Source organism: Enterobacter sp. GER_MD16_1505_Eko_090 (genome assembly GCF_003331015.1).
Classification (GTDB): domain Bacteria; phylum Pseudomonadota; class Gammaproteobacteria; order Enterobacterales; family Enterobacteriaceae; genus Enterobacter; species Enterobacter roggenkampii.
The window spans coordinates 100759-120406 of the sequence record NZ_PUQF01000009.1; the positions used below are offsets into that span (position 1 = coordinate 100759).

20 protein-coding genes are annotated in these 19648 nt (G+C 60.0%); 13 read left to right on the forward strand and 7 right to left on the reverse strand.

Annotated elements, in window-relative coordinates; genetic code table 11:
* Positions 1 to 23 precede the first annotated feature (23 nt).
* From C6A40_RS12150 to acpT, 13 genes are read left to right on the forward strand one after another with little or no spacing between them, the layout of a single operon-like run.
* Entirely contained in the window at positions 24 to 563 is a 540-nt protein-coding gene (locus C6A40_RS12150) for a COG4648 family protein (RefSeq protein WP_023294735.1), read from the forward strand.
* The gene (locus C6A40_RS12155) at positions 556 to 1917 is read left to right on the forward strand and encodes an acyl-CoA synthetase (RefSeq protein WP_023326243.1); all 1362 of its coding nucleotides are present in this window, start codon (positions 556 to 558) and stop codon (positions 1915 to 1917) included. The genes C6A40_RS12150 and C6A40_RS12155 overlap by 8 nt, the downstream gene beginning before the upstream one ends.
* The gene (locus tag C6A40_RS12160; protein WP_008503085.1) at positions 1904 to 2257 is read left to right on the forward strand and encodes an ApeI family dehydratase; all 354 of its coding nucleotides are present in this window, start codon (positions 1904 to 1906) and stop codon (positions 2255 to 2257) included. The genes C6A40_RS12155 and C6A40_RS12160 overlap by 14 nt, the downstream gene beginning before the upstream one ends.
* Entirely contained in the window at positions 2248 to 3939 is a 1692-nt protein-coding gene (locus C6A40_RS12165; RefSeq protein ID WP_045336726.1) for a glycosyltransferase family 2 protein, read from the forward strand. Before C6A40_RS12160 ends, C6A40_RS12165 begins: the two co-directional genes overlap by 10 nt.
* Positions 3940 to 3942: 3 nt before the next feature.
* Positions 3943 to 4365, forward strand: a complete 423-nt coding sequence (locus tag C6A40_RS12170; protein ID WP_008503087.1) for an acyl-CoA thioesterase — start codon at positions 3943 to 3945, stop codon at positions 4363 to 4365.
* Complete coding sequence (locus tag C6A40_RS12175; RefSeq protein ID WP_025910258.1) at positions 4362 to 4967, forward strand: outer membrane lipoprotein carrier protein LolA; 606 nt, start codon at positions 4362 to 4364, stop codon at positions 4965 to 4967. Before C6A40_RS12170 ends, C6A40_RS12175 begins: the two co-directional genes overlap by 4 nt.
* A complete protein-coding gene (locus C6A40_RS12180; protein ID WP_045336730.1) occupies positions 4936 to 7260 on the forward strand; it encodes an MMPL family transporter in 2325 nt (774 codons plus the stop codon). The genes C6A40_RS12175 and C6A40_RS12180 overlap by 32 nt, the downstream gene beginning before the upstream one ends.
* Positions 7257 to 7835, forward strand: a complete 579-nt coding sequence (locus C6A40_RS12185; protein WP_045336733.1) for a DUF3261 domain-containing protein — start codon at positions 7257 to 7259, stop codon at positions 7833 to 7835. Before C6A40_RS12180 ends, C6A40_RS12185 begins: the two co-directional genes overlap by 4 nt.
* 1 nt (position 7836) lies before the next feature.
* Positions 7837 to 9006, forward strand: a complete 1170-nt coding sequence (locus tag C6A40_RS12190; RefSeq protein ID WP_045336734.1) for a beta-ketoacyl-[acyl-carrier-protein] synthase family protein — start codon at positions 7837 to 7839, stop codon at positions 9004 to 9006.
* A complete protein-coding gene (locus tag C6A40_RS12195; RefSeq protein WP_008503092.1) occupies positions 9003 to 9476 on the forward strand; it encodes an ApeP family dehydratase in 474 nt (157 codons plus the stop codon). The genes C6A40_RS12190 and C6A40_RS12195 overlap by 4 nt, the downstream gene beginning before the upstream one ends.
* Positions 9473 to 10204: a 3-ketoacyl-ACP reductase FabG2 gene (locus C6A40_RS12200; RefSeq protein ID WP_008503093.1), complete on the forward strand. Its 732-nt coding sequence runs from the start codon at positions 9473 to 9475 to the stop codon at positions 10202 to 10204. The genes C6A40_RS12195 and C6A40_RS12200 overlap by 4 nt, the downstream gene beginning before the upstream one ends.
* Complete coding sequence (locus C6A40_RS12205) at positions 10201 to 11430, forward strand: beta-ketoacyl-ACP synthase (RefSeq protein WP_021242168.1); 1230 nt, start codon at positions 10201 to 10203, stop codon at positions 11428 to 11430. Before C6A40_RS12200 ends, C6A40_RS12205 begins: the two co-directional genes overlap by 4 nt.
* 2 nt (positions 11431 to 11432) lie before the next feature.
* A complete protein-coding gene (gene acpT, locus C6A40_RS12210) occupies positions 11433 to 12041 on the forward strand; it encodes a 4'-phosphopantetheinyl transferase AcpT (RefSeq protein WP_023326249.1) in 609 nt (202 codons plus the stop codon).
* Here the strand turns inward: acpT and arnF are convergent.
* From arnF to arnB, 7 genes are read right to left on the reverse strand one after another with little or no spacing between them, the layout of a single operon-like run.
* Positions 11998 to 12378 carry a 4-amino-4-deoxy-L-arabinose-phosphoundecaprenol flippase subunit ArnF gene (gene arnF, locus C6A40_RS12215; protein WP_023326250.1) on the reverse strand — a complete coding sequence of 127 codons (381 nt, stop codon included), beginning with the start codon at positions 12376 to 12378 and terminating at the stop codon, positions 11998 to 12000. The genes acpT and arnF overlap by 44 nt on opposite strands.
* Positions 12375 to 12710: a 4-amino-4-deoxy-L-arabinose-phosphoundecaprenol flippase subunit ArnE gene (gene arnE, locus C6A40_RS12220; RefSeq protein WP_023326251.1), complete on the reverse strand. Its 336-nt coding sequence runs from the start codon at positions 12708 to 12710 to the stop codon at positions 12375 to 12377. Before arnE ends, arnF begins: the two co-directional genes overlap by 4 nt.
* Entirely contained in the window at positions 12710 to 14365 is a 1656-nt protein-coding gene (gene arnT, locus C6A40_RS12225) for a lipid IV(A) 4-amino-4-deoxy-L-arabinosyltransferase (protein ID WP_045336736.1), read from the reverse strand. The genes arnE and arnT overlap by 1 nt, the downstream gene beginning before the upstream one ends.
* Positions 14362 to 15264, reverse strand: coding sequence for a 4-deoxy-4-formamido-L-arabinose-phosphoundecaprenol deformylase (gene arnD, locus C6A40_RS12230; RefSeq protein ID WP_008503099.1), 903 nt, complete (start codon positions 15262 to 15264; stop codon positions 14362 to 14364). Before arnD ends, arnT begins: the two co-directional genes overlap by 4 nt.
* Positions 15261 to 17243 carry a bifunctional UDP-4-amino-4-deoxy-L-arabinose formyltransferase/UDP-glucuronic acid oxidase ArnA gene (gene arnA, locus C6A40_RS12235; protein ID WP_008503100.1) on the reverse strand — a complete coding sequence of 661 codons (1983 nt, stop codon included), beginning with the start codon at positions 17241 to 17243 and terminating at the stop codon, positions 15261 to 15263. The genes arnD and arnA overlap by 4 nt, the downstream gene beginning before the upstream one ends.
* The gene (gene arnC, locus C6A40_RS12240; RefSeq protein WP_045336738.1) at positions 17240 to 18223 is read right to left on the reverse strand and encodes an undecaprenyl-phosphate 4-deoxy-4-formamido-L-arabinose transferase; all 984 of its coding nucleotides are present in this window, start codon (positions 18221 to 18223) and stop codon (positions 17240 to 17242) included. The genes arnA and arnC overlap by 4 nt, the downstream gene beginning before the upstream one ends.
* A complete protein-coding gene (gene arnB, locus C6A40_RS12245; RefSeq protein WP_114191286.1) occupies positions 18171 to 19364 on the reverse strand; it encodes a UDP-4-amino-4-deoxy-L-arabinose aminotransferase in 1194 nt (397 codons plus the stop codon). The genes arnC and arnB overlap by 53 nt, the downstream gene beginning before the upstream one ends.
* Positions 19365 to 19648: the final 284 nt, after the last annotated feature.

Here is a 19648-nt window from a genome sequence, read left to right on the forward strand (position 1 = left end):
TCATCCCACTTCTGACGGGGTTGATGCTGCTGGCGTGGCCCTTCCTGATTGGATTTGGGCTGGCGCATAACAGCCTGCAGTGGCTATTACCCGTGATGGCTCTGGTGTTACTGCTGCGGCTGCGTCAGGCGCAGCGGAACACAAGCCCTATGCGGTATGTGGTGCAGTGCGTGGCGCTGGCGGGGATCGCCCTCTGCACGGCAAGCTACCTGCTGAAAGCCCACCAGTGGCTGCTGCTCTACCCGGTGGTCGTCAACCTTGTCATGCTGGCCGTGTTTGGCGGTTCGCTGTGGACAGCGATGCCGCTTGTCGAACGACTGGCGCGCTTGCGCGAGCCAAACTTGCCCCCGGAGGGCGTGCGCTATACCCGTAAGGTGACCCTCGTCTGGTGCGGTTTTTTCGTCGGCAACGGCACGATGGCGCTGTTTACCGTCCTCCACGGCGACATGCATCTGTGGACGCTATGGAACGGTATGGTGGCTTACATCCTGATGGGGATGCTGATGGCAGCAGAGTGGCTGGTGCGCCAGCGGGTGATAAAAAAAGAGATGCACAATGACTAACCCCCTTCCGCTGGGCCAGTGGTTAAATGCGCCGCGCCCTGACGACACGCCTGTTGCATGGCTTGACGATCGTACCTGGACGCTGGGCCAGTTGCGCCACGACGTAACCTTACTGGTCGAGACCCTGCGTCAGCAGGAAGGCGAGCGCTGGGCGCTGTGCTTTGAAAACAGCTACCTGTTTATTGTTGCGCTGCTGGCCTCGCTGCACGCCGGTAAAACACCGGTCATTCCCGGCCATAGCCGCGTCTCGCAGCTTGAAGAACAGCAATCTTTGTTTAGCGGCGTTCTGAGCGATCGCACTCTTGGTTTTCATGGGAAACAGATTGTGGTGGCCTCCAGCCACCAGACAGCCAGCCACTGGGTGCCTCTGCCGGCCATTGACGAAAACCGCTTCGTTGAACTGTTCACCTCAGGCTCCACGGGCACACCGCGCCGGGTGGTTAAGCACATCGTCAGTCTGGATCGCGAAGCCCGCCTGCTGGCTAACCGCTTTGGTGAGCGTCTGGCCGGATGCAGCATTGTGGCCTCGGTCGTACCGCAACATCTGTATGGCCTGACATTCCGTATCGTCTTGCCGATGGCGCTGGGCCTGCCGCTGCATGCCGCGATGCTCTATTACGCAGAACAGCTGGCCGCCCTGCCTCCTGACAGGCAATACCTGTTCATCAGCAGCCCGGCGTTCCTGAAGCGCCTGGATACCGAGCTTGCCGCGCCGCCCGTCAGGATGCTGATTTCAGCAGGTGGAATGCTGCCCTGGCGTGACGTCTCGACCACCTCCGGCTGGCTTAACCTTTGGCCGGATGAAATTTATGGCAGTACCGAAACCGGGATCCTCGCCTGGCGCCATCGTCAGGAGGATAACGTGCCCTGGCTACCGTTCCCCGGCGTGATCTTCCATCAGGAAGATGACGCCTGTCGCGTTACGTCGCCACTGATCCATGAGCCAGAAGGGCTCCAGCTCGACGATATCCTGCACTTCGACAGCGAGGGGCTTTTCAGCATCGCCGGTCGCCGCGGGCGGGTGGTCAAAATTGAAGAAAAACGCATCTCGCTTAACGAGATCGAACGCCGCCTGCTGGAGCTCGACGGTATTTGCGAAGCGGCCGCACTGCCGGTCACGCGCGGGGGTCGTCAGGGGATTGGCGCCCTGCTGGTTCTGGATGAAACGGCCCGTCAGCGCGGGTATGTGCAGGATAAAAAAGCGCAGGAGTTCGCCTGGCGTCGCGCCCTGCTGCCGTGGCTTGAACCTGTCGCGGTGCCGCGCTACTGGCGCATCGTTGATGAAATGCCGGTAAACAGTATGAACAAGCGTGTCTATGCGCAGTTAGAGGAGTTATTTCATGAAAATTCATGAAATTGAGCGCCACCAGACACAGCCGGAGAAGCTGGAGATCGTTTTGCATCTCGACGCAACGCTGTTCTGGTTTCAGGGCCATTTCGCCGTACAACCGCTGCTGCCCGGCGTTGCGCAGCTTGACTGGGTGATGCACTACGCCACGACGTTACTGGCACCAGGCTATCGCTTTCACAGCATTCAAAACGTGAAGTTTCAGGCACCACTGCTGCCGGAAACCACGGTGACGCTGATGCTTGAGTGGCATGCCGAACGTCAGATGCTGACCTTCAGCTATCAACGCCATGCCGGGGCTGAGCGCCACACCGCCAGCAGCGGGAAAATTCGTCTATGTCAGTAATCTTTCGTCCCTGCGTGCTGATCCCGTGCTACAACCACGGCGCGATGATTGCCAGCGTATTGTCACGTCTCGCGCCGTTCGGCCTGCCGTGCCTGGTGGTGGATGACGGCAGCGACGCAGTCACCCGTCAGGAGCTTGAGCGCCTGGCGGCGGAGCAGCCGCAGATGACGCTGGTTCGTCTGGCGCAAAACGCCGGAAAAGGTGCCGCGGTCATCAGAGGGCTGGAGGAGTGCGCGCGGACGGGCTACACCCACGCCGTGCAGGTGGATGCGGACGGTCAACACGCCATCGAAGATATCCCCAAACTGCTGGCGCTGGCGGAGCGCCACCCGGACGCGCTGATTTCCGGCCAGCCCATTTACGATGACTCTATTCCGCGCTCACGACTTTACGGGCGCTGGATCACCCACGTCTGGGTATGGATTGAAACCTTATCGCTGCAGCTTAAAGACAGCATGTGCGGCTTTCGGGTCTATCCGGTTTCACCCACGCTGCGGCTGGCAGCGCGCGAACCGCTCGGCAAGCGGATGGACTTTGACACCGAAGTGATGGTTCGTCTCTACTGGCAGGGCAACACCAGCGTCTTTCTACCCACGCGCGTGACCTATCCGCAGGACGGTTTGTCCCACTTCGACGCGCTAAAAGATAACGTGCGGATCTCCCTGATGCATACCCGGCTCTTCTTCGGCATGCTGCCCCGCATGCCCGGCCTGCTTTTCCGTCGACGCCGCCAGCACTGGGCGCAGCAGGACGAGGTCAAGGGTCTGTGGGGGATGCGCCTGATGCTGCGCGTCTGGGAACGGCTGGGTCGGCGGGCCTTTACCGTGCTGTTGTGGCCGGTTATCGGCGTGTACTGGCTTATCGCGCGTCCGGCGCGGCAGGCCTCGCGGCAGTGGATGGCGAGAGTGAAGCAAGAACTGCGTCAGCGGAGCATGCCTGTTCCCTCACGGCTTAACAGCTTTTTCCATTTCATGCGCTTCGGCAACGCGATGCTGGATAAAGTCGCCAGCTGGCGCGGCGAGCTGAAGCTTCATCGCGATATTGTCTTTGCCCCCGGCGCGAGCGGAGCGTTAAACATCGCGGCTCCACAGGGCAAACTGCTGCTGGCCTCGCACCTTGGCGACGTAGAGGCCTGCCGGGCCCTGGCTCAGCTGGAAGGCAGTAAAATCATCAACGCCCTGGTTTTCAGCGAGAACGCCCAGCGCTTTAAGCAAATCATGAGCGAAATGGCGCCCGAAGCTGGCGTGAATTTGATGTCGGTCACCGACATCGGCCCGGATACCGCCATTGCCATCAAAGAGAAGCTTGAGCGCGGTGAATGGGTCGCGATTGTGGGGGATCGCATCGCGGTGAATCCGCAGCGCGGCGGCGAATGGCGCGTGATCTGGAGCCGATTCATGGGCCAGCCTGCACCGTTCCCACAGGGGCCGTTTATCCTGGCCTCCATCCTCCGCTGCCCGGTGGTGCTGATTTTCGCCCTGCGCCAGCAGGGTAAGCTCGTCCTGCACTGCGAGCCGTTTGCCGACCCGCTGCGCCTGCCGCGCGGTGAACGCCAGCAGGCACTGCAAGATACCGTCGATCGCTATGCGCAGCGGCTGGAACATTACGCCCTCATGTCGCCGCTCGACTGGTTTAATTTTTTCGATTTCTGGCATCTGCCAGAGTCCAGTGAGAAGGAGTAAAGGGTGCTGACCGATCCCCGCTTTACGACTGAAGTCGAGATCACCGTTCCGTTCCACGACGTCGATATGATGGGCGTGGTCTGGCACGGTAACTATTTCCGCTACTTTGAGATCGCCCGCGAGGCGCTGCTCAATCAGTTTGATTATGGCTATCGCCAGATGAAGGCCTCCGGCTACGTCTGGCCCGTCGTCGACACCCGGGTGAAATACCGCGATGCGGTGACCTTTGAGCAGCGTATTCGCGTCCGCGCGCACATTGAAGAGTATGAAAACCGCCTGCGCATTGCCTATCAAATTTTCGATGCGCAGACCGGCAAACGCACGACCACCGGTTACACCATTCAGGTGGCGGTGGAAGAAGCGACCCGCGAAATGTGCTTTGTAAGCCCGGCAATACTGTTTGAACGTATGGGAGTAACACCATGAGATGGTTGCCTTTACTGGCGCTGATCGTCAGCCCGCTGGTCAGCGCCGTGACGCTGGATGAGCTGCAGCAGCGCTTCACCGAGCAGCCCGTGGTGCGCGCGCATTTCGAACAGGTTCGCACGATAAAAGATATGCCGCAGCCGCTGCGCTCGCAGGGCGAAATGCTGATCGCCCGCGACAGCGGCCTGCTGTGGGATCAAAAAGCGCCGTTTCCGATGACGCTCCTGCTGGACGACAAGCGGATGGTTCAGGCGATTAACGGCCAGCCGCCGCAAACCATCACTGCCGACAATAATCCGCAGATGTTCCAGTTCAACCATCTTCTGCGCGCCCTGTTCCAGGCGGACCGCAAGGTGCTGGAAGAGAACTTCCGCATCGATTTTAAAGACCTGGGAGCGGGCCGCTGGTCGCTGGTGCTTACGCCAAAAACGACGCCGCTGGACAAGATTTTCGCCACCCTCGATCTGGGCGGCGCAACCTATCTGGAAACGATTCGCCTCAACGACAAACAGGGCGACCGTACCGATATCGCCCTTTCTCGCCACCAACTGACGCCCGCCAGCCTGACCGATGACGAACGCCAACGCTTTGCCGCACCGTAAATCCCTGCGCCCGGCGCTGCTGTGGGCCACGCTATGCCTGATTCTGCTGGGCGTGTTGCTGTCGCTGCTGCCCGGCGCGCGACTGAACAGCAGCGTGCTGGCCATGCTGCCGAAGCAGACGCTGGGGGCGATCCCGCCGGCGCTCAACGACGGGTTTATGCAGCGTCTCGACCGCCAGCTGGTCTGGCTGGTCAGCCCCGGCAAAGAGCCGGATCCGCGCGTGGCACAGCAGTGGCTGGCGCTGCTGCAAAGCACTGATTCGCTCAGCGAGGTCAAAGGCCCGATGGACGCCGCCGGGCAAAAGGCCTGGGGAGAGTTCTTCTGGCAGCACCGAAATGGCCTGATTGACCCCGCCACCCGCGCCCGCCTGCAAAACGGCGGAGAAGCGCAGGCGCAGTGGATTTTATCTCAGCTCTACTCGGCCTTTTCCGGCGTCAGCGGCAAAGAGCTGCAAAACGATCCCCTGATGCTGATGCGCGGCTCGCAGCTCGCTCTGGCGCAAAACGGCCAGAAGCTGCGGCTGATGGACGGCTGGCTGGTCGCAAAAGATGAGGCGGGAAACTACTGGTATCTGCTCCACGGCGAGCTGGCGGGCTCATCATTTGATATGCAGCAGACCCACCGGCTCGTGACGACGCTTAACGCGCTGCAGGAGACGCTGAAAGCCCGCTACCCTCAGGCACAGCTGCTTTCCCGCGGGACCGTGTTCTACAGCGATTACGCCAGCCAGCAGGCCAAACGTGATGTTTCGACGCTGGGTATCGCCACCCTGCTTGGCGTGTTCCTGCTCATCGTGGCGGTGTTCCGCTCTCTGCGCCCGCTGCTGCTGAGCGTGCTCTCCATTGCCATCGGCGCGCTGGCGGGGACGGTGGTGACGCTGCTGCTCTTTGGCGAGCTGCACCTGATGACGCTGGTGATGAGCATGAGCATCATCGGAATTTCGGCAGATTACACGCTTTACTACCTGACCGAACGGATGGTACACGGCGCGGAGCATTCTCCCTGGCAAAGCCTGGCCAAAGTTCGCAATGCGCTGCTGCTGGCGCTGCTGACGACCGTCGCCGCCTACCTGATTATGATGCTGGCCCCCTTCCCCGGGATCCGCCAGATGGCGGTGTTCGCTGCCGTGGGGCTGAGCGCCTCCTGCCTGACGGTGATTTTCTGGCATCCGTGGTTGTGCCGGGGTTTGCCGGTGCGCCCGGTTCCCTTTATGGTCCTGATGCTGCGCTGGCTGGCCGCCTGGCGACGCAGTAAAAAACTGTCAATTGGTCTTCCCGTCGCGCTGGCGCTGCTCTCCGCCGTGGGAATAAGCACGCTGAAGGTGGACGACGACATCGCCCAGCTGCAGGCGCTGCCGAAAGATATTCTGGCGCAGGAGAAGGCCATTACCGCCCTGACCGGACAGAGCGTGGATCAGAAATGGTTTGTGGTTCATGGCGCTTCGCCTCAGCAAACGCTGGAGCGGCTGGAAGCCTTTACCCCGGCGCTGGCAGAGGCGCAGAAAGCGGGAGAAATTACCCGCTGGCGCACCCTGCCGCTGAACTCGCTGGCCCGTCAGAAAAGCGATCTTACGCTGCTGCAAAACGCCGCGCCTGCGGTAACGAACGTGCTGAAAAGCGCAGGGCTCAACGCCGTCTCCCCGAATCTGGACGCCATGCCGGTCAGCGTGGACGCGTGGCTTAAAAGCCCGGCCAGCGAAGGCTGGCGTCTGCTCTGGCTGACCCTGCCCGACGGTCAAAGCGGCGTGCTCGTGCCGGTGGACGGCGCAAAAAACAGCGCGGCCCTCGGCGAGCTGGCCGCGCGCCATGACGGTGTCGTCTGGGTCGATCGCAAAGCCAGTTTTGACACCCTGTTTGCCCTCTACCGCACGCTGCTGACGGGGCTCCTGTTTGCCGCGCTGGGGGTGATTGCCTGCGGGGCGATGGTGCGCCTCGGCTGGCGTAAGGGGCTGATAAGCCTGGTGCCGTCCGTGCTCTCGCTGAGCTGCGGGCTGGCGGTACTGGCTGCAACGGGCCACCCGGTGAACCTGTTTTCACTGCTGGCGCTGGTGCTGGTGCTCGGCATTGGCATTAACTACACGCTGTTTTTCAGCAACCCGCGCGGCACGCCGCTGACCTCGATGCTGGCGATTACGCTGGCGATGATGACCACGCTGCTGACACTGGGCATGCTCGTCTTCAGCGCCACGCAGGCCATTAGCAGCTTTGGTATCGTGCTGGTGAGCGGTATTTTTACCGCCTTCCTGCTGGCGCCGCTGGCGATGCCGGATAAGAAAGAGAGAAAACGTAAATGAACGCTTTTTACCGCGCCGTCGCGCTAACCGCGGCGCTGCTGCTGGCAGGCTGCAGCCATTCGACCGATACCCAAGAGACGCGTCCCCAGGCCTGGCTCCAGCCGGGAACCCGCGTTACGCTCCCGCCGCCCGGCATTAGCCCGGCGGTAAGCTCCCAGCAGCTGCTGACCGGCAGCTTTAACGGGCAAACGCAGTCCCTGCTGGTGATGCTCAACGCGGATGCGCATAAAGTGACGCTGGCCGGGCTCTCTTCCGTGGGCATTCGTCTGTTCCTGGCGACGTACGATGAGACCGGTATTCATACCGAGCAGTCGATCGTTGTGCCGCAGTTGCCGCCCGCCAGCCAGGTGCTGGCCGACGTGATGCTCAGCCACTGGCCGATTAGCGCCTGGCAGCCGCAGTTGCCGAATGGCTGGACGCTGACTGACACGGGCGATCGGCGCGAACTGCGTAACGCCAGCGGCAAGCTGGTGACGGAGATTGTCTACCTGCAGCGTAAAGGCAAGCGCGAGCCGATCAGCATCGAGCAACACGTTTTTAAATACCACATCACCATTCAATATCTGGGTGACTGAGATGATTTATATTTCCGCTGTTGGCATGGTCAACGCGCTGGGCAACTCGCATGATGAAATCGCTGCCAACCTGGTGACGGGCGTAGCGCCGGGTATGCATGCCCGAACCGGCTGGTTACAGGGTTCACCCGACGCCGTGCTGGGCGGTGTGGAAGGCGAACTGCCGCCCATCCCGGAAACGCTGTCCGCACACCGCACCCGCAATAACCAGCTTCTGCTGGCCGCGCTGGCGCAGATTCAGTCGACCGTCGACGAGGCTATCGCCCGCGTCGGCCGCGATCGGGTGGCCGTGGTGCTGGGGACCAGCACCTCTGGGCTGGATGAAGGCGATGAGCACGTGCAGCGCATGACCCATGGCGAAGCGAGCACGCACTGGCAGTACCCGCAGCAGGAGCTCGGCGATCCGTCCCGCTTCCTCGCCAACTGGCTTCAGCTCGAAGGCCCGGCCTATACGATCTCGACAGCCTGCTCTTCCAGCGCGCGAGCGATGATCGGCGGCAAACGTCTGATTGAAGCCGGGCTGGTGGACATCGCGATTGTTGGCGGAGCAGATACCCTGAGCCGGATGCCCGTCAACGGGTTTAACAGCCTTGAATCCTTCTCCCCTACGCTCTGCGAGCCTTTTGGTCGCGACCGTCGGGGGATCACCATCGGTGAAGCCGCCGCGCTGATGATGCTTAGCCGTGAGCCCGCGGACGTGGCGCTGCTCGGGACGGGTGAATCCAGCGATGCGTACCATATCTCCGCTCCGCATCCGCAGGGCGAAGGGGCGATCAGGGCCATCACGCAGGCGCTCAACGAAGCGGGTATGCAGCCCGGAGATATCGGCTACATCAACCTGCACGGCACGGCCACGCCGCTTAACGATCAGATTGAATCGCAGGTGGTACACGATCTCTTTGGGGAAAGCGTGCCCTGTAGTTCTACCAAACACCTTACCGGCCATACGCTGGGCGCTGCCGGTATCACCGAAGCGGCCCTGAGCTGGCTGATTCTGACGCGCGATCTGCCCTTACCGCCGCAGGACTTCGCCCGCTACGCACCGGACGACACGCTGGCGCCGTGCGGTCTGCTGCACCAGCGCACCGCGCTGACAAAGCCGGTCATTCTGTCTAACTCGTTCGCGTTTGGCGGCAACAACGCCAGCATTCTGCTGGGGAGAGCGTCATGAGCTATTTATCACCCGAAGCCTATTTGCCGCACGATGCGCCCATGATGCTGCTGGAGTCCGTTGAGAATGTGACGGACGACATGGCGGTATGCCGCGTCGCGATAGACAGACAAAGCGTGCTGGCACCCTTTCTGAATGCCGATGGCGACCTGCCGGGCTGGTACGCGCTCGAGCTGATGGCGCAGACCGTCGGCGTCTGGTCCGGCTGGCATCGCCAGCAGCAGGGGCAGGAGCATATTGCGCTGGGCATGGTGCTCGGCGCGCGTGAACTGATCTGCGCCAGCGGGCGTTTCGCCGCAGGCTTGACGCTGGACATCACCGTTAAGCTGCTGATGCAGGACGAACGCTTCGGCAGTTTTGAATGCGCAATTTCCGCTAATGAAGAGACGCTGGCCACGGGCCGGGTCAACACCTTCCAGCCAAGCGCAGAAGAATTAACCTCGCTTTTTAATCAGGGATCTAACGCATGAGTCGTTCCGTACTGGTCACCGGGGCCAGCAAAGGCATAGGGCGCGCCATCGCCCGCCAGCTTGCCGCCGACGGGTTTACCGTAGGCGTGCATTACCATCGTGATGCCGCAGGCGCGCAGGAGACGCTGGACGCCATCACGCAGGCGGGCGGCAACGGCCGTTTACTCTCGTTTGATGTGGGCAACCGCGAACAGTGCCGCGAGGTGCTGGAACAGGACATTGAAGCCCATGGCGCATGGTATGGCGTGGTTAGCAACGCAGGTATCACCCGCGATGGCGCCTTTCCGGCATTGAGTGAAGACGACTGGGACAGCGTGATCCACACCAATCTCGACAGTTTTTATAACGTCATTCACCCCTGCATTATGCCGATGATTGGCACCCGTAAAGGGGGACGCATTATCACCCTATCGTCCGTGTCCGGCGTGATGGGTAACCGCGGGCAGGTGAACTACAGCGCGGCAAAAGCGGGCATTATCGGTGCCACCAAAGCGCTGGCGATTGAGCTGGCAAAACGCAAAATCACCGTGAACTGCATTGCGCCGGGGCTGATTGATACCGGAATGATTGAAATGGAAGAGGCCGCGCTGAAAGAAGCGATGTCCATCATTCCAATGAAACGCATGGGCCAGGCTGAGGAGGTCGCCGGGCTGGCAAGCTATCTGATGTCAGATATTGCGGGTTACGTCACCCGCCAGGTCATTTCCATTAACGGAGGAATGCTATGACGCGTCGCGTGGTGATTACGGGCATGGGCGGCGTGACCGCCTTTGGCGAAAACTGGCAATCCGTGTCCAGCAGGCTGCTGGCGTATGAAAACGCGGTGCGTAAAATGCCGGAATGGCAGGTCTATGATGGCCTGCACACCCTGCTGGGCGCGCCGATTGATGACTTCACGCTGCCGGAACATTATACCCGCAAACGGATCCGCGCCATGGGCCGCGTGTCGTTGATGTCGACCCGCGCCACCGAGCTGGCGCTGGAGCAGGCGGGGCTGATTGGCGAGGCGGTGCTCACCAATGGGCAAACGGGTATCGCGTATGGCTCATCCACAGGCAGTACCGGGCCCGTCAGCGAATTCGCCACTATGCTCACCGAAAAGCACACCAATAACATCACCGGCACAACCTACGTGCAGATGATGCCGCACACCACCGCGGTGAATACCGGACTGTTCTTTGGATTACGTGGCCGCGTCATCCCGACCTCAAGCGCCTGTACGTCAGGCAGCCAGGCAATTGGCTACGCCTGGGAGGCGATTCGCCACGGCTATCAGACCGTTATGGTTGCGGGGGGCGCTGAGGAGCTGTGCCCGTCTGAAGCGGCGGTGTTTGACACGCTGTTTGCCACCAGCCAGCGTAACGATGAACCTAAAACCACCCCTTCGCCATTTGATACGCAGCGCGATGGTCTGGTGATTGGGGAAGGCGCGGGCACCCTGATACTCGAAGAGCTGGAGCATGCCAAAGCGCGCGGAGCCACTATCTACGGCGAAATCGTGGGCTTTGCCACTAACTGTGATGCGGCCCATATCACCCAGCCTCAGCGTGAAACCATGCAGATTTGTATGGAGCAGTCGCTGGCCATGGCGGGATTAAGCGCCCTGGATATGGGGTATATCTCCGCACACGGTACTGCCACCGATCGCGGTGATATTGCTGAAAGCCAGGCCACTGCCGCTATCTATGGTGACAACGTGCCGATTTCATCGCTGAAGAGCTATTTTGGCCACACGCTCGGAGCCTGCGGCGCGCTGGAAGCATGGATGAGTTTACAGATGATGCGTGAAGGCTGGTTTGCCCCGACACTCAATTTAAGGCAACCGGATGAGCAATGTGGTGCTTTAGATTATATTATGGGAGAAGCCCGCCAGATCGATTGCGAGTACCTGCAGAGCAATAACTTCGCGTTTGGCGGCATCAACACCTCGATTATCATTAAACGCTGGGCGTAACTATGTACCAGTTTGTACTGGGAAAAATATCCACCCTTTGCGCGGACCCGCTGGCGTCAACGCTCGCAGACAGCGCACCTCAGGGTGCTCGCAATGCCTCATGGCTGGCTGGCAGGATGCTGCTCGCCAGAGCGTTATCCCCTCATCCGCTCCCCGACATTATTTACGGCGAGCAGGGGAAACCGGCCTTTGCGGAGGGCCATCCGCTGTGGTTCAACCTGAGCCACAGCGGTGACGATATCGCCTTGCTGATGAGCGATGAAGGCGAAGTCGGCTGTGATATCGAAGTGATTCGCCCCAGGAAGAACTGGCAGGCGTTAGCGAATGCCGTCTTCAGCATGACGGAGCATGATGAGCTTGAGCGCGAAGCGCCAGAGGAACGGCTTGCCGCCTTCTGGCGTATCTGGACGCGAAAAGAGGCAATCATCAAACAGCGTGGCGGTAGCGCCTGGCAGATTGTCAGCATCGACAGCACGGCGCCGTCGCACTCGGTCAGCCAGGTGCAGATCGGCTCACTCAGCCTGGCCGTTTGTACGTCGACCCCTTACACCCTGACCACCGAGTCGATTATCCACGTCGGGGCAGGAAAATCACCAGTACACCCAACATAATAAACACGACGCCGACCAGCCCGTGCCAGGAGAAGCTTTCTCCCCAGCCCGGCAGCAGGATCGCGGCGCCCCACACCAGGATATAGCTAAGACTCAGCAAGGCATACGCTTTGCTGAGCGCCATGCGATGCAGCGCCAGGTACCAGCAGCCCATAGAAGCCACATACCCCATCAACCCCAGCAGCAGCGCGCCCGTGCCGGACGAGACGCGCCACAGCGCGGAAATAAACGTCAGAATCTCGCTGACCGGAGGCAGAGCCTGCATGGCCTCGCGCAGCAGCAGCTGCGCGGCGCTGACTAACAGCACGCTGCATAAGGCCCAGAACGCCCCTTTCACAGGCTCCCTCCCAGGATAACAATCCCAATGATGATCAACCCCACCCCTAGCCAGTGATGCGAGGCGACGTTTTCACGCCAGAATACCTTCGCCGCCAGCGTCACCCAGACAAAATTGAGGCTCAGCATAGGGTAGGCAATGCCGACAGGCAGGCGCTGCAGCACCACCAGCCAGACCAGCATCCCGCTGCCCAGCGCCAGCAGAGCCAGGCCAAGCCACAGCGCGATATGCACGCCACGCCGCCCGGCTTTCGCCGGACGGGTAGCCTGTTTCTGGCACAGCTGTCCTGCACAGCTGAGCAGGCTTGCCAGTATCAGCCAGATCCAGGTCATCACTTCGGCAGATACTGCAGGTAGGCCAGACGGCCCTGGATATACAGGCTGTCCGGTTCTGGCAAATTCGCCCGCGAAAGGTCATCGCGTTTTGATAGCAGAATCACCAGCGATACGCGTCCCTGCTGACGGTGCTCAGCCAGCCACTGCGCGAAGTCATCTTTACCGACAAAACGATCTTTCACATCAGGATAATCCAGCCCGTAGCGCAGTTCGCCACTCTGACCAAACAGCGTGATGTCATTGCGCTTCAGCTCCCACGCCAGGCCCGCAGCCAGGCCCACGTTATTGGCCAAGACAAATCGGCTGTCCTGAAGCGGCTCGCGCACGGTGTCGACCAGCGACTGCGGCTGTTTGGAATCCACCACCAGGTTAGGAATGGCAAAACCGATCAGCAGCGCCAGGCCCGCAGGGCAGAGCGCCGCAAGCCACCAGCGCTGCTGACTCTGCCTGAACGTAAACCAGCCGACCGCGGCCCAGATGAGGAACGCGACCACCGCGCAGAACACTTTATACAGTTCAACCGAGGACCAGACCGGATGCTTAGACAGTCCCCACGGGGAGACCACCAGCGCCGCCACCATGCCGATAACGCCAAACGCCAGGTTGATCCCGCCGTTAATGCGTAACGCTCTGGCGCCCTTCTCCGCCGCGAGGCAGGCATAGCGCGCCATCAGGATCGCCAGCGGGGCAAAGCACGGCAGGATATAGGTCGGCAGCTTGCCTTTGGCGATGCTAAAGAACAGCAGCGGCATTATCACCCATCCCAGCAGATAGAACCCGCCGCCCGCGTTTTGTCGGTCATGCCAGCCGAGACGGAACGCGCCGGGCAGCAGCGCCAGCCACGGCAGGCTACCCGCGATCAGGAACGGCACGTAGTACCAGAACGGGGCTTTGTGCTGCGCGTCGCTCTGGGCGAAACGCTGAATATGCTCAACCCAGAAGAAGTAACGCCAGAAGTCAGGCTCACGCTGCGCAATCGCCAGCCCCCATGGCAGAACAATCAGCACGCAGCTCAGGATCGCGAGCCAGCCAAAAATCAGCACCTCTTTCCAGCGCTTCTGGACGATCGCCCACGGCAGCACGCCAATCACCGGTACCGCAAGCGCCAGGAAGCCTTTGGTCATCACCCCCATCCCGCAGGCCAGCCCAAGCAGCACATAGCCGCCCGCTTTTCCGGCAACGGTTTGGGCCTGTGACGCCAGCCAGAAGCTGCACATCGCCGCCACCAGCCACAGGGTGATGATGGGATCCAGCACCGCATACGTGCCGATGCCATACACCAGGAACAGGGTCAGGAAGATCAGGCCGGAGAAAATGGCTGTCCGCTTATCCCGCCAGAGACGCCAGGCCATCCAGATGACCAGCAGCGCCGCTAAACCGGTGGAGAAGATAGACCCGGCGCGCACGGCGAGGTTCGTGTGCCCGAACAGCATCTGCCCGATGCTGTTGATCCAGTAGCCGGCAATCGGCTTTTCAAAGTAACGCAGCCCGAGGAAATGCGGGACACCCCAGTCACCCGATGCCAGCATTTCGCGGCTGATTTCCGCATAGCGCGTTTCATCAGGCTGCCAAAGCAGGCGGATATCGACCGGGATGAGGTAGTAAACGATAAACAGTGCGAGAAGCGCTAAGCCATAACGGGCTGTTTTCATTGGACCGGACTCACGGTTTGTTGATAGCCAAGCCAGCCTTCCCGGCCAGCCAGTTCATTGCGGACCACTTTGCCCACGGGCAGGGTGCTGAGGTCGTCTGGCAGCAGCTCGCTTAACGGGCAAAACGCAATGCCTTCCTGAGCGGCCATCGTCAGCAGTTCGTCGAAATCATGCTGATACGCAATCCCTTCCACTTCGGCATGGATGGTATACACCGGCGTACCGGCGTCACGATGAATGCGGTCCAGGATGTAGCGATTGAACTCATCAGCTTTCACCTCGCGCCCGACCACTTCATCCCAGGTGGGAAGCGTGACCGGAATTTGCACCGTACCGTAGCGATTTTCGCCCAACAGCGGCAAAAAGGGCCCGGTTCCGCGGCAATCGCTGTTGTAGCGAAACGCAAAGGCTTCTTTGGCCTTCACGACGCGCTGATCCGCACGCCATCCCGCCACGGCGGAGCAGCACACGGGCTGACCGATAATGGCCTCCAGCTCCAGCATCCCACGCTCAACCTCACGGGACAGGCGCGGGATATCCCAGACGCCCGCCCAGGCCTGCCAGGCATGGTGATCCCAGGCGTGCAGACCCACCTCATGATGCTGCGCCGCCTCGCGGATAACCGCTTCATTACCCGCGCCGATGCGTCTGCCGGGCCAGGCGGTGCCGGCCAGCAAAATATCCCAGCCGTAGAGGGATGCTGCGCGCGAGCGCAGCATTTTGAACAGAAATGCCGGTTTAACCAGACGCCATAAATGGCGTCCCATGTTGTCAGGCCCCACGCTGAAGAAAATGCTGGAGCGCACGCCGTGCTTGCTCAGCAGTTCCAGCAGTTTGGGTACGCCGTCACGCGTTCCCCTGAAGGTGTCGACATCAATGCGTAAACCGACTTTTTTCATGAGACCTGTTCCGACAGCTCCACGGTGCGCAGGAAGAAATCAAGCGTTTCATCAATGGTTTGTTCCATCTTCACCGTCGGCGTCCAGTTCAGGCAGCGCTTCGCATTGCGAATGCTTGGCTTACGGTGCTCAACGTCCTGGTACCCTTTACCGTAGTAGCTGCTGCTTTCCACTTCGCGGAAACCGGCAAACGGCGGGAATTTATCGCGCAGCGGGTGGCGCTCAAAGCTGGCCAGCAGCATCTCGGCCAGCTCGCGAATGCTCGCTTCGTTGTCCGGGTTGCCGATGTTAATGATTTCACCGTTGCAGCGATTATCTTTGTTTTCGATGATGCGGAACAGCGCTTCGATACCGTCGCTGATATCCGTAAAGCAGCGTTTCTGTTTCCCGCCTTCGATAAGCTTGATTGGCGAGCCTTCCACCAGGTTCAGGATCAGCTGGGTGATCGCACGGGAGCTGCCGATACGCGCTGCGTTCAGGTTATCCAGACGTGGCCCCATCCAGTTGAACGGACGGAACAGGGTAAAGCGCAGGCCCTCTTTCTCACCGTAGGCCCAAATCACGCGGTCCAGCAGCTGTTTGGAGACGGAGTAAATCCAGCGCTGCTTGTTGATCGGCCCGACCACCAGGTTGGAGGTGTCTTCATCGAAGTTCTTATCGGTACACATGCCGTACACTTCAGAGGTGGACGGGAAGATGATGCGCTTGTCGTATTTCACGCAGTCGCGGATGATCTTCAGGTTCTCTTCGAAGTCCAGCTCGAACACGCGCAGCGGGTTACGGGTGTACTCGATTGGCGTGGCAATAGCGACCAGCGGCAGCACCACGTCGCATTTCTTAATGTGGTATTCAATCCACTCGGAGTGGATGCTGATGTCCCCTTCCACGAAGTGGAAGCGCGGGTTGTCGAGGAAACGGCTGATCGCATCCGCGCCAATATCCAGGCCGTAGATTTCGTAGTTATCGTCTTTGAGCAGACGTTCGGTCAGGTGGTTACCGATAAAACCGTTCACGCCGAGGATCAGCACGCGGGTGCGGCGTTTGATGGCCACCACCGGCGCGCTGGTGATCAGCGCCCCGGCCACCAGCCCCAGCGACTGCGCCAGCTGGGTGCCCTGAACGTACAGGCCGTTGTCGGTTTGGCCGGTAACGATCTCCAGGGCCTGCTCGCCGCAGCTCACAATCAGCGGGGAGACGGAGACGACGGTGCCCGGTTTTGCCGCCGGAATGTCGTCACGCACGCGGGATTTCCAGACGATGAACTTGCTGACGCCCGCAAAGCTGTAGGCGCCCGGCCACGGGTCGGTCACGGCGCGCACCAGGTTGTGCAGCTGGCGGGCCGGTTTGTTCCAGTCCAGACGACCATCTTCCGGCGCGCGACGGCCAAAGCAGCTTGCCTTGCTCTCGTCCTGTGCGGTTTCGCTGAAGGTGCCGTTAAGGATGCCCGGCAGCGCATCGCGCAGCAGCGTCTGTGCCGTCGCGTTCAGCTTTTGATGCAGCTGAAGCGCGGTGTCGTCCGCATCAATAGCGACCTTCTGCTGCGCCACGATAGCGCCCGCATCCGCACGGCGCACCATGCGGTGCAGCGTCACGCCCGTTTCCGTTTCACCGTTCACCAGCACCCAGTTCAGCGGGGCGCGGCCACGGTAGGCAGGCAGCAGAGAACCGTGAAGATTAAAGGCGCCTTTCGCGGCCAGGCCTAAGATCTCGTCGGAGAGCAGGTTGCGATAGTAAAACGAGAAGATGACGTCAGGCGCGAGGGCGCGGATGCGCTCCACCCACAGCGGGTGGTTGACGTCGTCTGGCGCATAAACCGGAATACCACGCTCGGCGGCGATACGCGCCACGGAGCCGAAAAAGTTATTCTCTCCAGCCGTGTCCGGATGGGTAAAGATTGCCGCAATGTCATAGCCCGCTTCCAGCAGGGCCTGCGTGCCCGTGCACCCCATATCGTGATAGGCAAATACAACAGCTTTCATGGGTGAATTTCCTCTTGAGATGCTTTGTGTTCCTGACGGACAACACGTTGAATAAAGTAGCGCGGACGCGCGCGAACGTCGTTATAGATTCGGCCAATGTATTCACCGAGGAGCCCCATCCCGACAAACTGGGCGCCGATGAACATAAACAGCACGGCAAAGAGCATGAAGACCCCTTCCGCCGCCCACTGCGGGCCAAAGACCAGGCGCAGCACCACCAGCAGAACGGACAGCGCGAAACCCGCCACGGCGATGATGCTGCCGAACACGCTCAGCAGACGCAGCGGCGTGGTGGTCAGGCAGGTGATGAGGTCGTACATCAGGTTGATGAGGCGCATAAAGCTGTACTTCGACTCCCCGTGCTCGCGCTCGGCGTGCAGGACCGGGATTTCCGTTGCCTTACGGGCAAAGGTATTCGCCAGAATCGGAATGAAGGTGCTGCGCTCGTGGCAATGCAGCATGGCGTCGACAATATGGCGGCGGTAGGCGCGCAGCATGCAGCCGTAATCGCCCATCGCTTTACCGGTCGTGCGCTGGATCAGACGGTTGATGGTGCGCGAGGCCAGCTTGCGGAACAGGCTGTCCTGACGGTTCTGACGTACCGTGCCGACCACGTCATAGCCTTCGTCGGCTTTGGCCACCAGGCGCGGGATCTCTTCCGGCGGGTTTTGCAGGTCCGCGTCCAGGGTGATAATCAGATCGCCCGTGACGTGGCTAAACCCCGCCATAATCGCCGAGTGCTGGCCGTAGTTACGGTTGAGCAGCACGGCAACGATGTGGCTGCCTTCAGCCTGCGCGGCTTCGGTCATCATCAGCGCGGAATTATCGCTACTGCCATCATCCACCAGCAGAATTTCGTAGGCCTTGTCCATCGTGTCGCAGGCGGCCGTTGTACGGCGGATCAGTTCGGGCAGGCTCTCCTGCTCGTTATAAACCGGGATGACCACGGATACTTTTTGTACAGGCGGTGCACTGAACATACCAATGTCCTGCAAGCTGATGGAGTGCGGTAATGACGCGGGTTGTGTCGTCATGAGTCATGTCCGGGAAAAGAGGGAGAGAACAAATACGCGCGCTATTCCATTCAGAATTCGGGAGCGATACATCAGGAAAACGCTCGCGGTAGTATTTTTGGGTGTGCGCCGCGCGGAAGTGGAGACCGGTACCGATGCCTTTCTCTTTCAGCGCCGCCATCAGGGTGTCGCGTGAGATCCCGCAGCGCGCTTCATCCACGCGAATAATAAACAGGTGCCAGGCGTGCACGTGCGGCCATGACGGAATGGTGAGCGGCTGGAACGGCGTATCGGCAAGCTCCCGCAGGTAGCGTTGCGCTATTTCCTCACGGCGCCTGTTGGCCTCTTTCAGTTTGCCTAGCTGCACCAGCGCCAGCGCGGCGTTGATGTCCGCCAGGTTGTATTTATAGCCCGGCGCGATCACTTCCGCCTGCGGCGCGCGACCGTGCGTCTGGCGATCATAGGCGTCTACGCCGAGGCCATGGAATTTCAGACTGCGGATCCGCTGTGCCAGCTGGGCATTATCCGTGACCACCAGGCCGCCTTCCGCGCAGGTCATGTTTTTAATGGCGTGGAAGGAGAAAATTGCCGTTCCTTTCCAGCCCACGTGACGGTTTTTGTAATACGTTCCGGCGGCATGGGCCGCATCTTCAATCACCGGAATACCGTGACGTTCACCGATGGCATGAATTGCGTCGATATCACACGGCGCGCCGGCATAGTGAACGGGAATAATGGCTTTAGTGCGCGGGGTAATAGCGGCTTCCACGGCTTCTGGCGTCACCATTAATGTATCTTTGTCCACATCAATCATGACCGGCGTGGCGCCCAGCAATACGATCATATTCAGCGTGGAGACCCAGGTCTGGGAAGGGGTAATAACTTCATCGCCCGGGCCAATATCCAGCGCCATCAGCGTAACGTGCATGCCCGCGGTGGCTGAACAGAGGGCAATCGCATGCTGGTTCCCGGTAAGTTGACAGAATGCCTCTTCAAGTTGCTGATTCTTAGGCCCCGTGGTGATCCAGCCCGACATCAAAACGTCCTGAAGCGCCGCAATTTCCTCAGCGCCCATCGACGGCCGCGAAAAAGGCAGAAAATCACTCATTATTAATTTCCTTGCAATCAAAATGGCATGTTTTTGATATTAACCAAATGCCAGCCCGCTTATTTCAACGAACCATAAACTCATATCAAAGTAGCTCTCTTTCCTTAGGGAAAAATTAAGACAGCGTTTACAACGCTATAAGACAACTAGCAGCCAATTGAAAAACAACAAGTTAATTTTATATTAAATATTTTTGATGTGATCTTCCGCAACATTTTGAAATGGAAACATTTAAACCAATCCTCAACAAACAAAAAAAATCCCGGCTATTTCAAAATAATATG

What these genes read in the sequence shown, in the direction of transcription:
- C6A40_RS12150 (WP_023294735.1), top strand. Translation starts at nt 24, where the DNA reads ATGCTGCTGGCGTGGCCCTTCCTGATTGGATTTGGGCTGGCGCATAAC.
- C6A40_RS12155 (WP_023326243.1), top strand. Translation starts at nt 556, where the DNA reads ATGACTAACCCCCTTCCGCTGGGCCAGTGGTTAAATGCGCCGCGCCCT.
- C6A40_RS12160 (WP_008503085.1), top strand. Translation starts at nt 1,904, where the DNA reads ATGAAAATTCATGAAATTGAGCGCCACCAGACACAGCCGGAGAAGCTG.
- C6A40_RS12165 (WP_045336726.1), top strand. Translation starts at nt 2,248, where the DNA reads ATGTCAGTAATCTTTCGTCCCTGCGTGCTGATCCCGTGCTACAACCAC.
- C6A40_RS12175 (WP_025910258.1), top strand. Translation starts at nt 4,362, where the DNA reads ATGAGATGGTTGCCTTTACTGGCGCTGATCGTCAGCCCGCTGGTCAGC.
- C6A40_RS12180 (WP_045336730.1), top strand. Translation starts at nt 4,936, where the DNA reads ATGACGAACGCCAACGCTTTGCCGCACCGTAAATCCCTGCGCCCGGCG.
- C6A40_RS12185 (WP_045336733.1), top strand. Translation starts at nt 7,257, where the DNA reads ATGAACGCTTTTTACCGCGCCGTCGCGCTAACCGCGGCGCTGCTGCTG.
- C6A40_RS12190 (WP_045336734.1), top strand. Translation starts at nt 7,837, where the DNA reads ATGATTTATATTTCCGCTGTTGGCATGGTCAACGCGCTGGGCAACTCG.
- C6A40_RS12195 (WP_008503092.1), top strand. Translation starts at nt 9,003, where the DNA reads ATGAGCTATTTATCACCCGAAGCCTATTTGCCGCACGATGCGCCCATG.
- C6A40_RS12200 (WP_008503093.1), top strand. Translation starts at nt 9,473, where the DNA reads ATGAGTCGTTCCGTACTGGTCACCGGGGCCAGCAAAGGCATAGGGCGC.
- C6A40_RS12205 (WP_021242168.1), top strand. Translation starts at nt 10,201, where the DNA reads ATGACGCGTCGCGTGGTGATTACGGGCATGGGCGGCGTGACCGCCTTT.
- acpT (WP_023326249.1), top strand. Translation starts at nt 11,433, where the DNA reads ATGTACCAGTTTGTACTGGGAAAAATATCCACCCTTTGCGCGGACCCG.
- arnE (WP_023326251.1), bottom strand. Translation starts at nt 12,710, where the DNA reads ATGACCTGGATCTGGCTGATACTGGCAAGCCTGCTCAGCTGTGCAGGA.
- arnT (WP_045336736.1), bottom strand. Translation starts at nt 14,365, where the DNA reads ATGAAAACAGCCCGTTATGGCTTAGCGCTTCTCGCACTGTTTATCGTT.
- arnD (WP_008503099.1), bottom strand. Translation starts at nt 15,264, where the DNA reads ATGAAAAAAGTCGGTTTACGCATTGATGTCGACACCTTCAGGGGAACG.
- arnA (WP_008503100.1), bottom strand. Translation starts at nt 17,243, where the DNA reads ATGAAAGCTGTTGTATTTGCCTATCACGATATGGGGTGCACGGGCACG.
- arnC (WP_045336738.1), bottom strand. Translation starts at nt 18,223, where the DNA reads ATGTTCAGTGCACCGCCTGTACAAAAAGTATCCGTGGTCATCCCGGTT.
- arnB (WP_114191286.1), bottom strand. Translation starts at nt 19,364, where the DNA reads ATGAGTGATTTTCTGCCTTTTTCGCGGCCGTCGATGGGCGCTGAGGAA.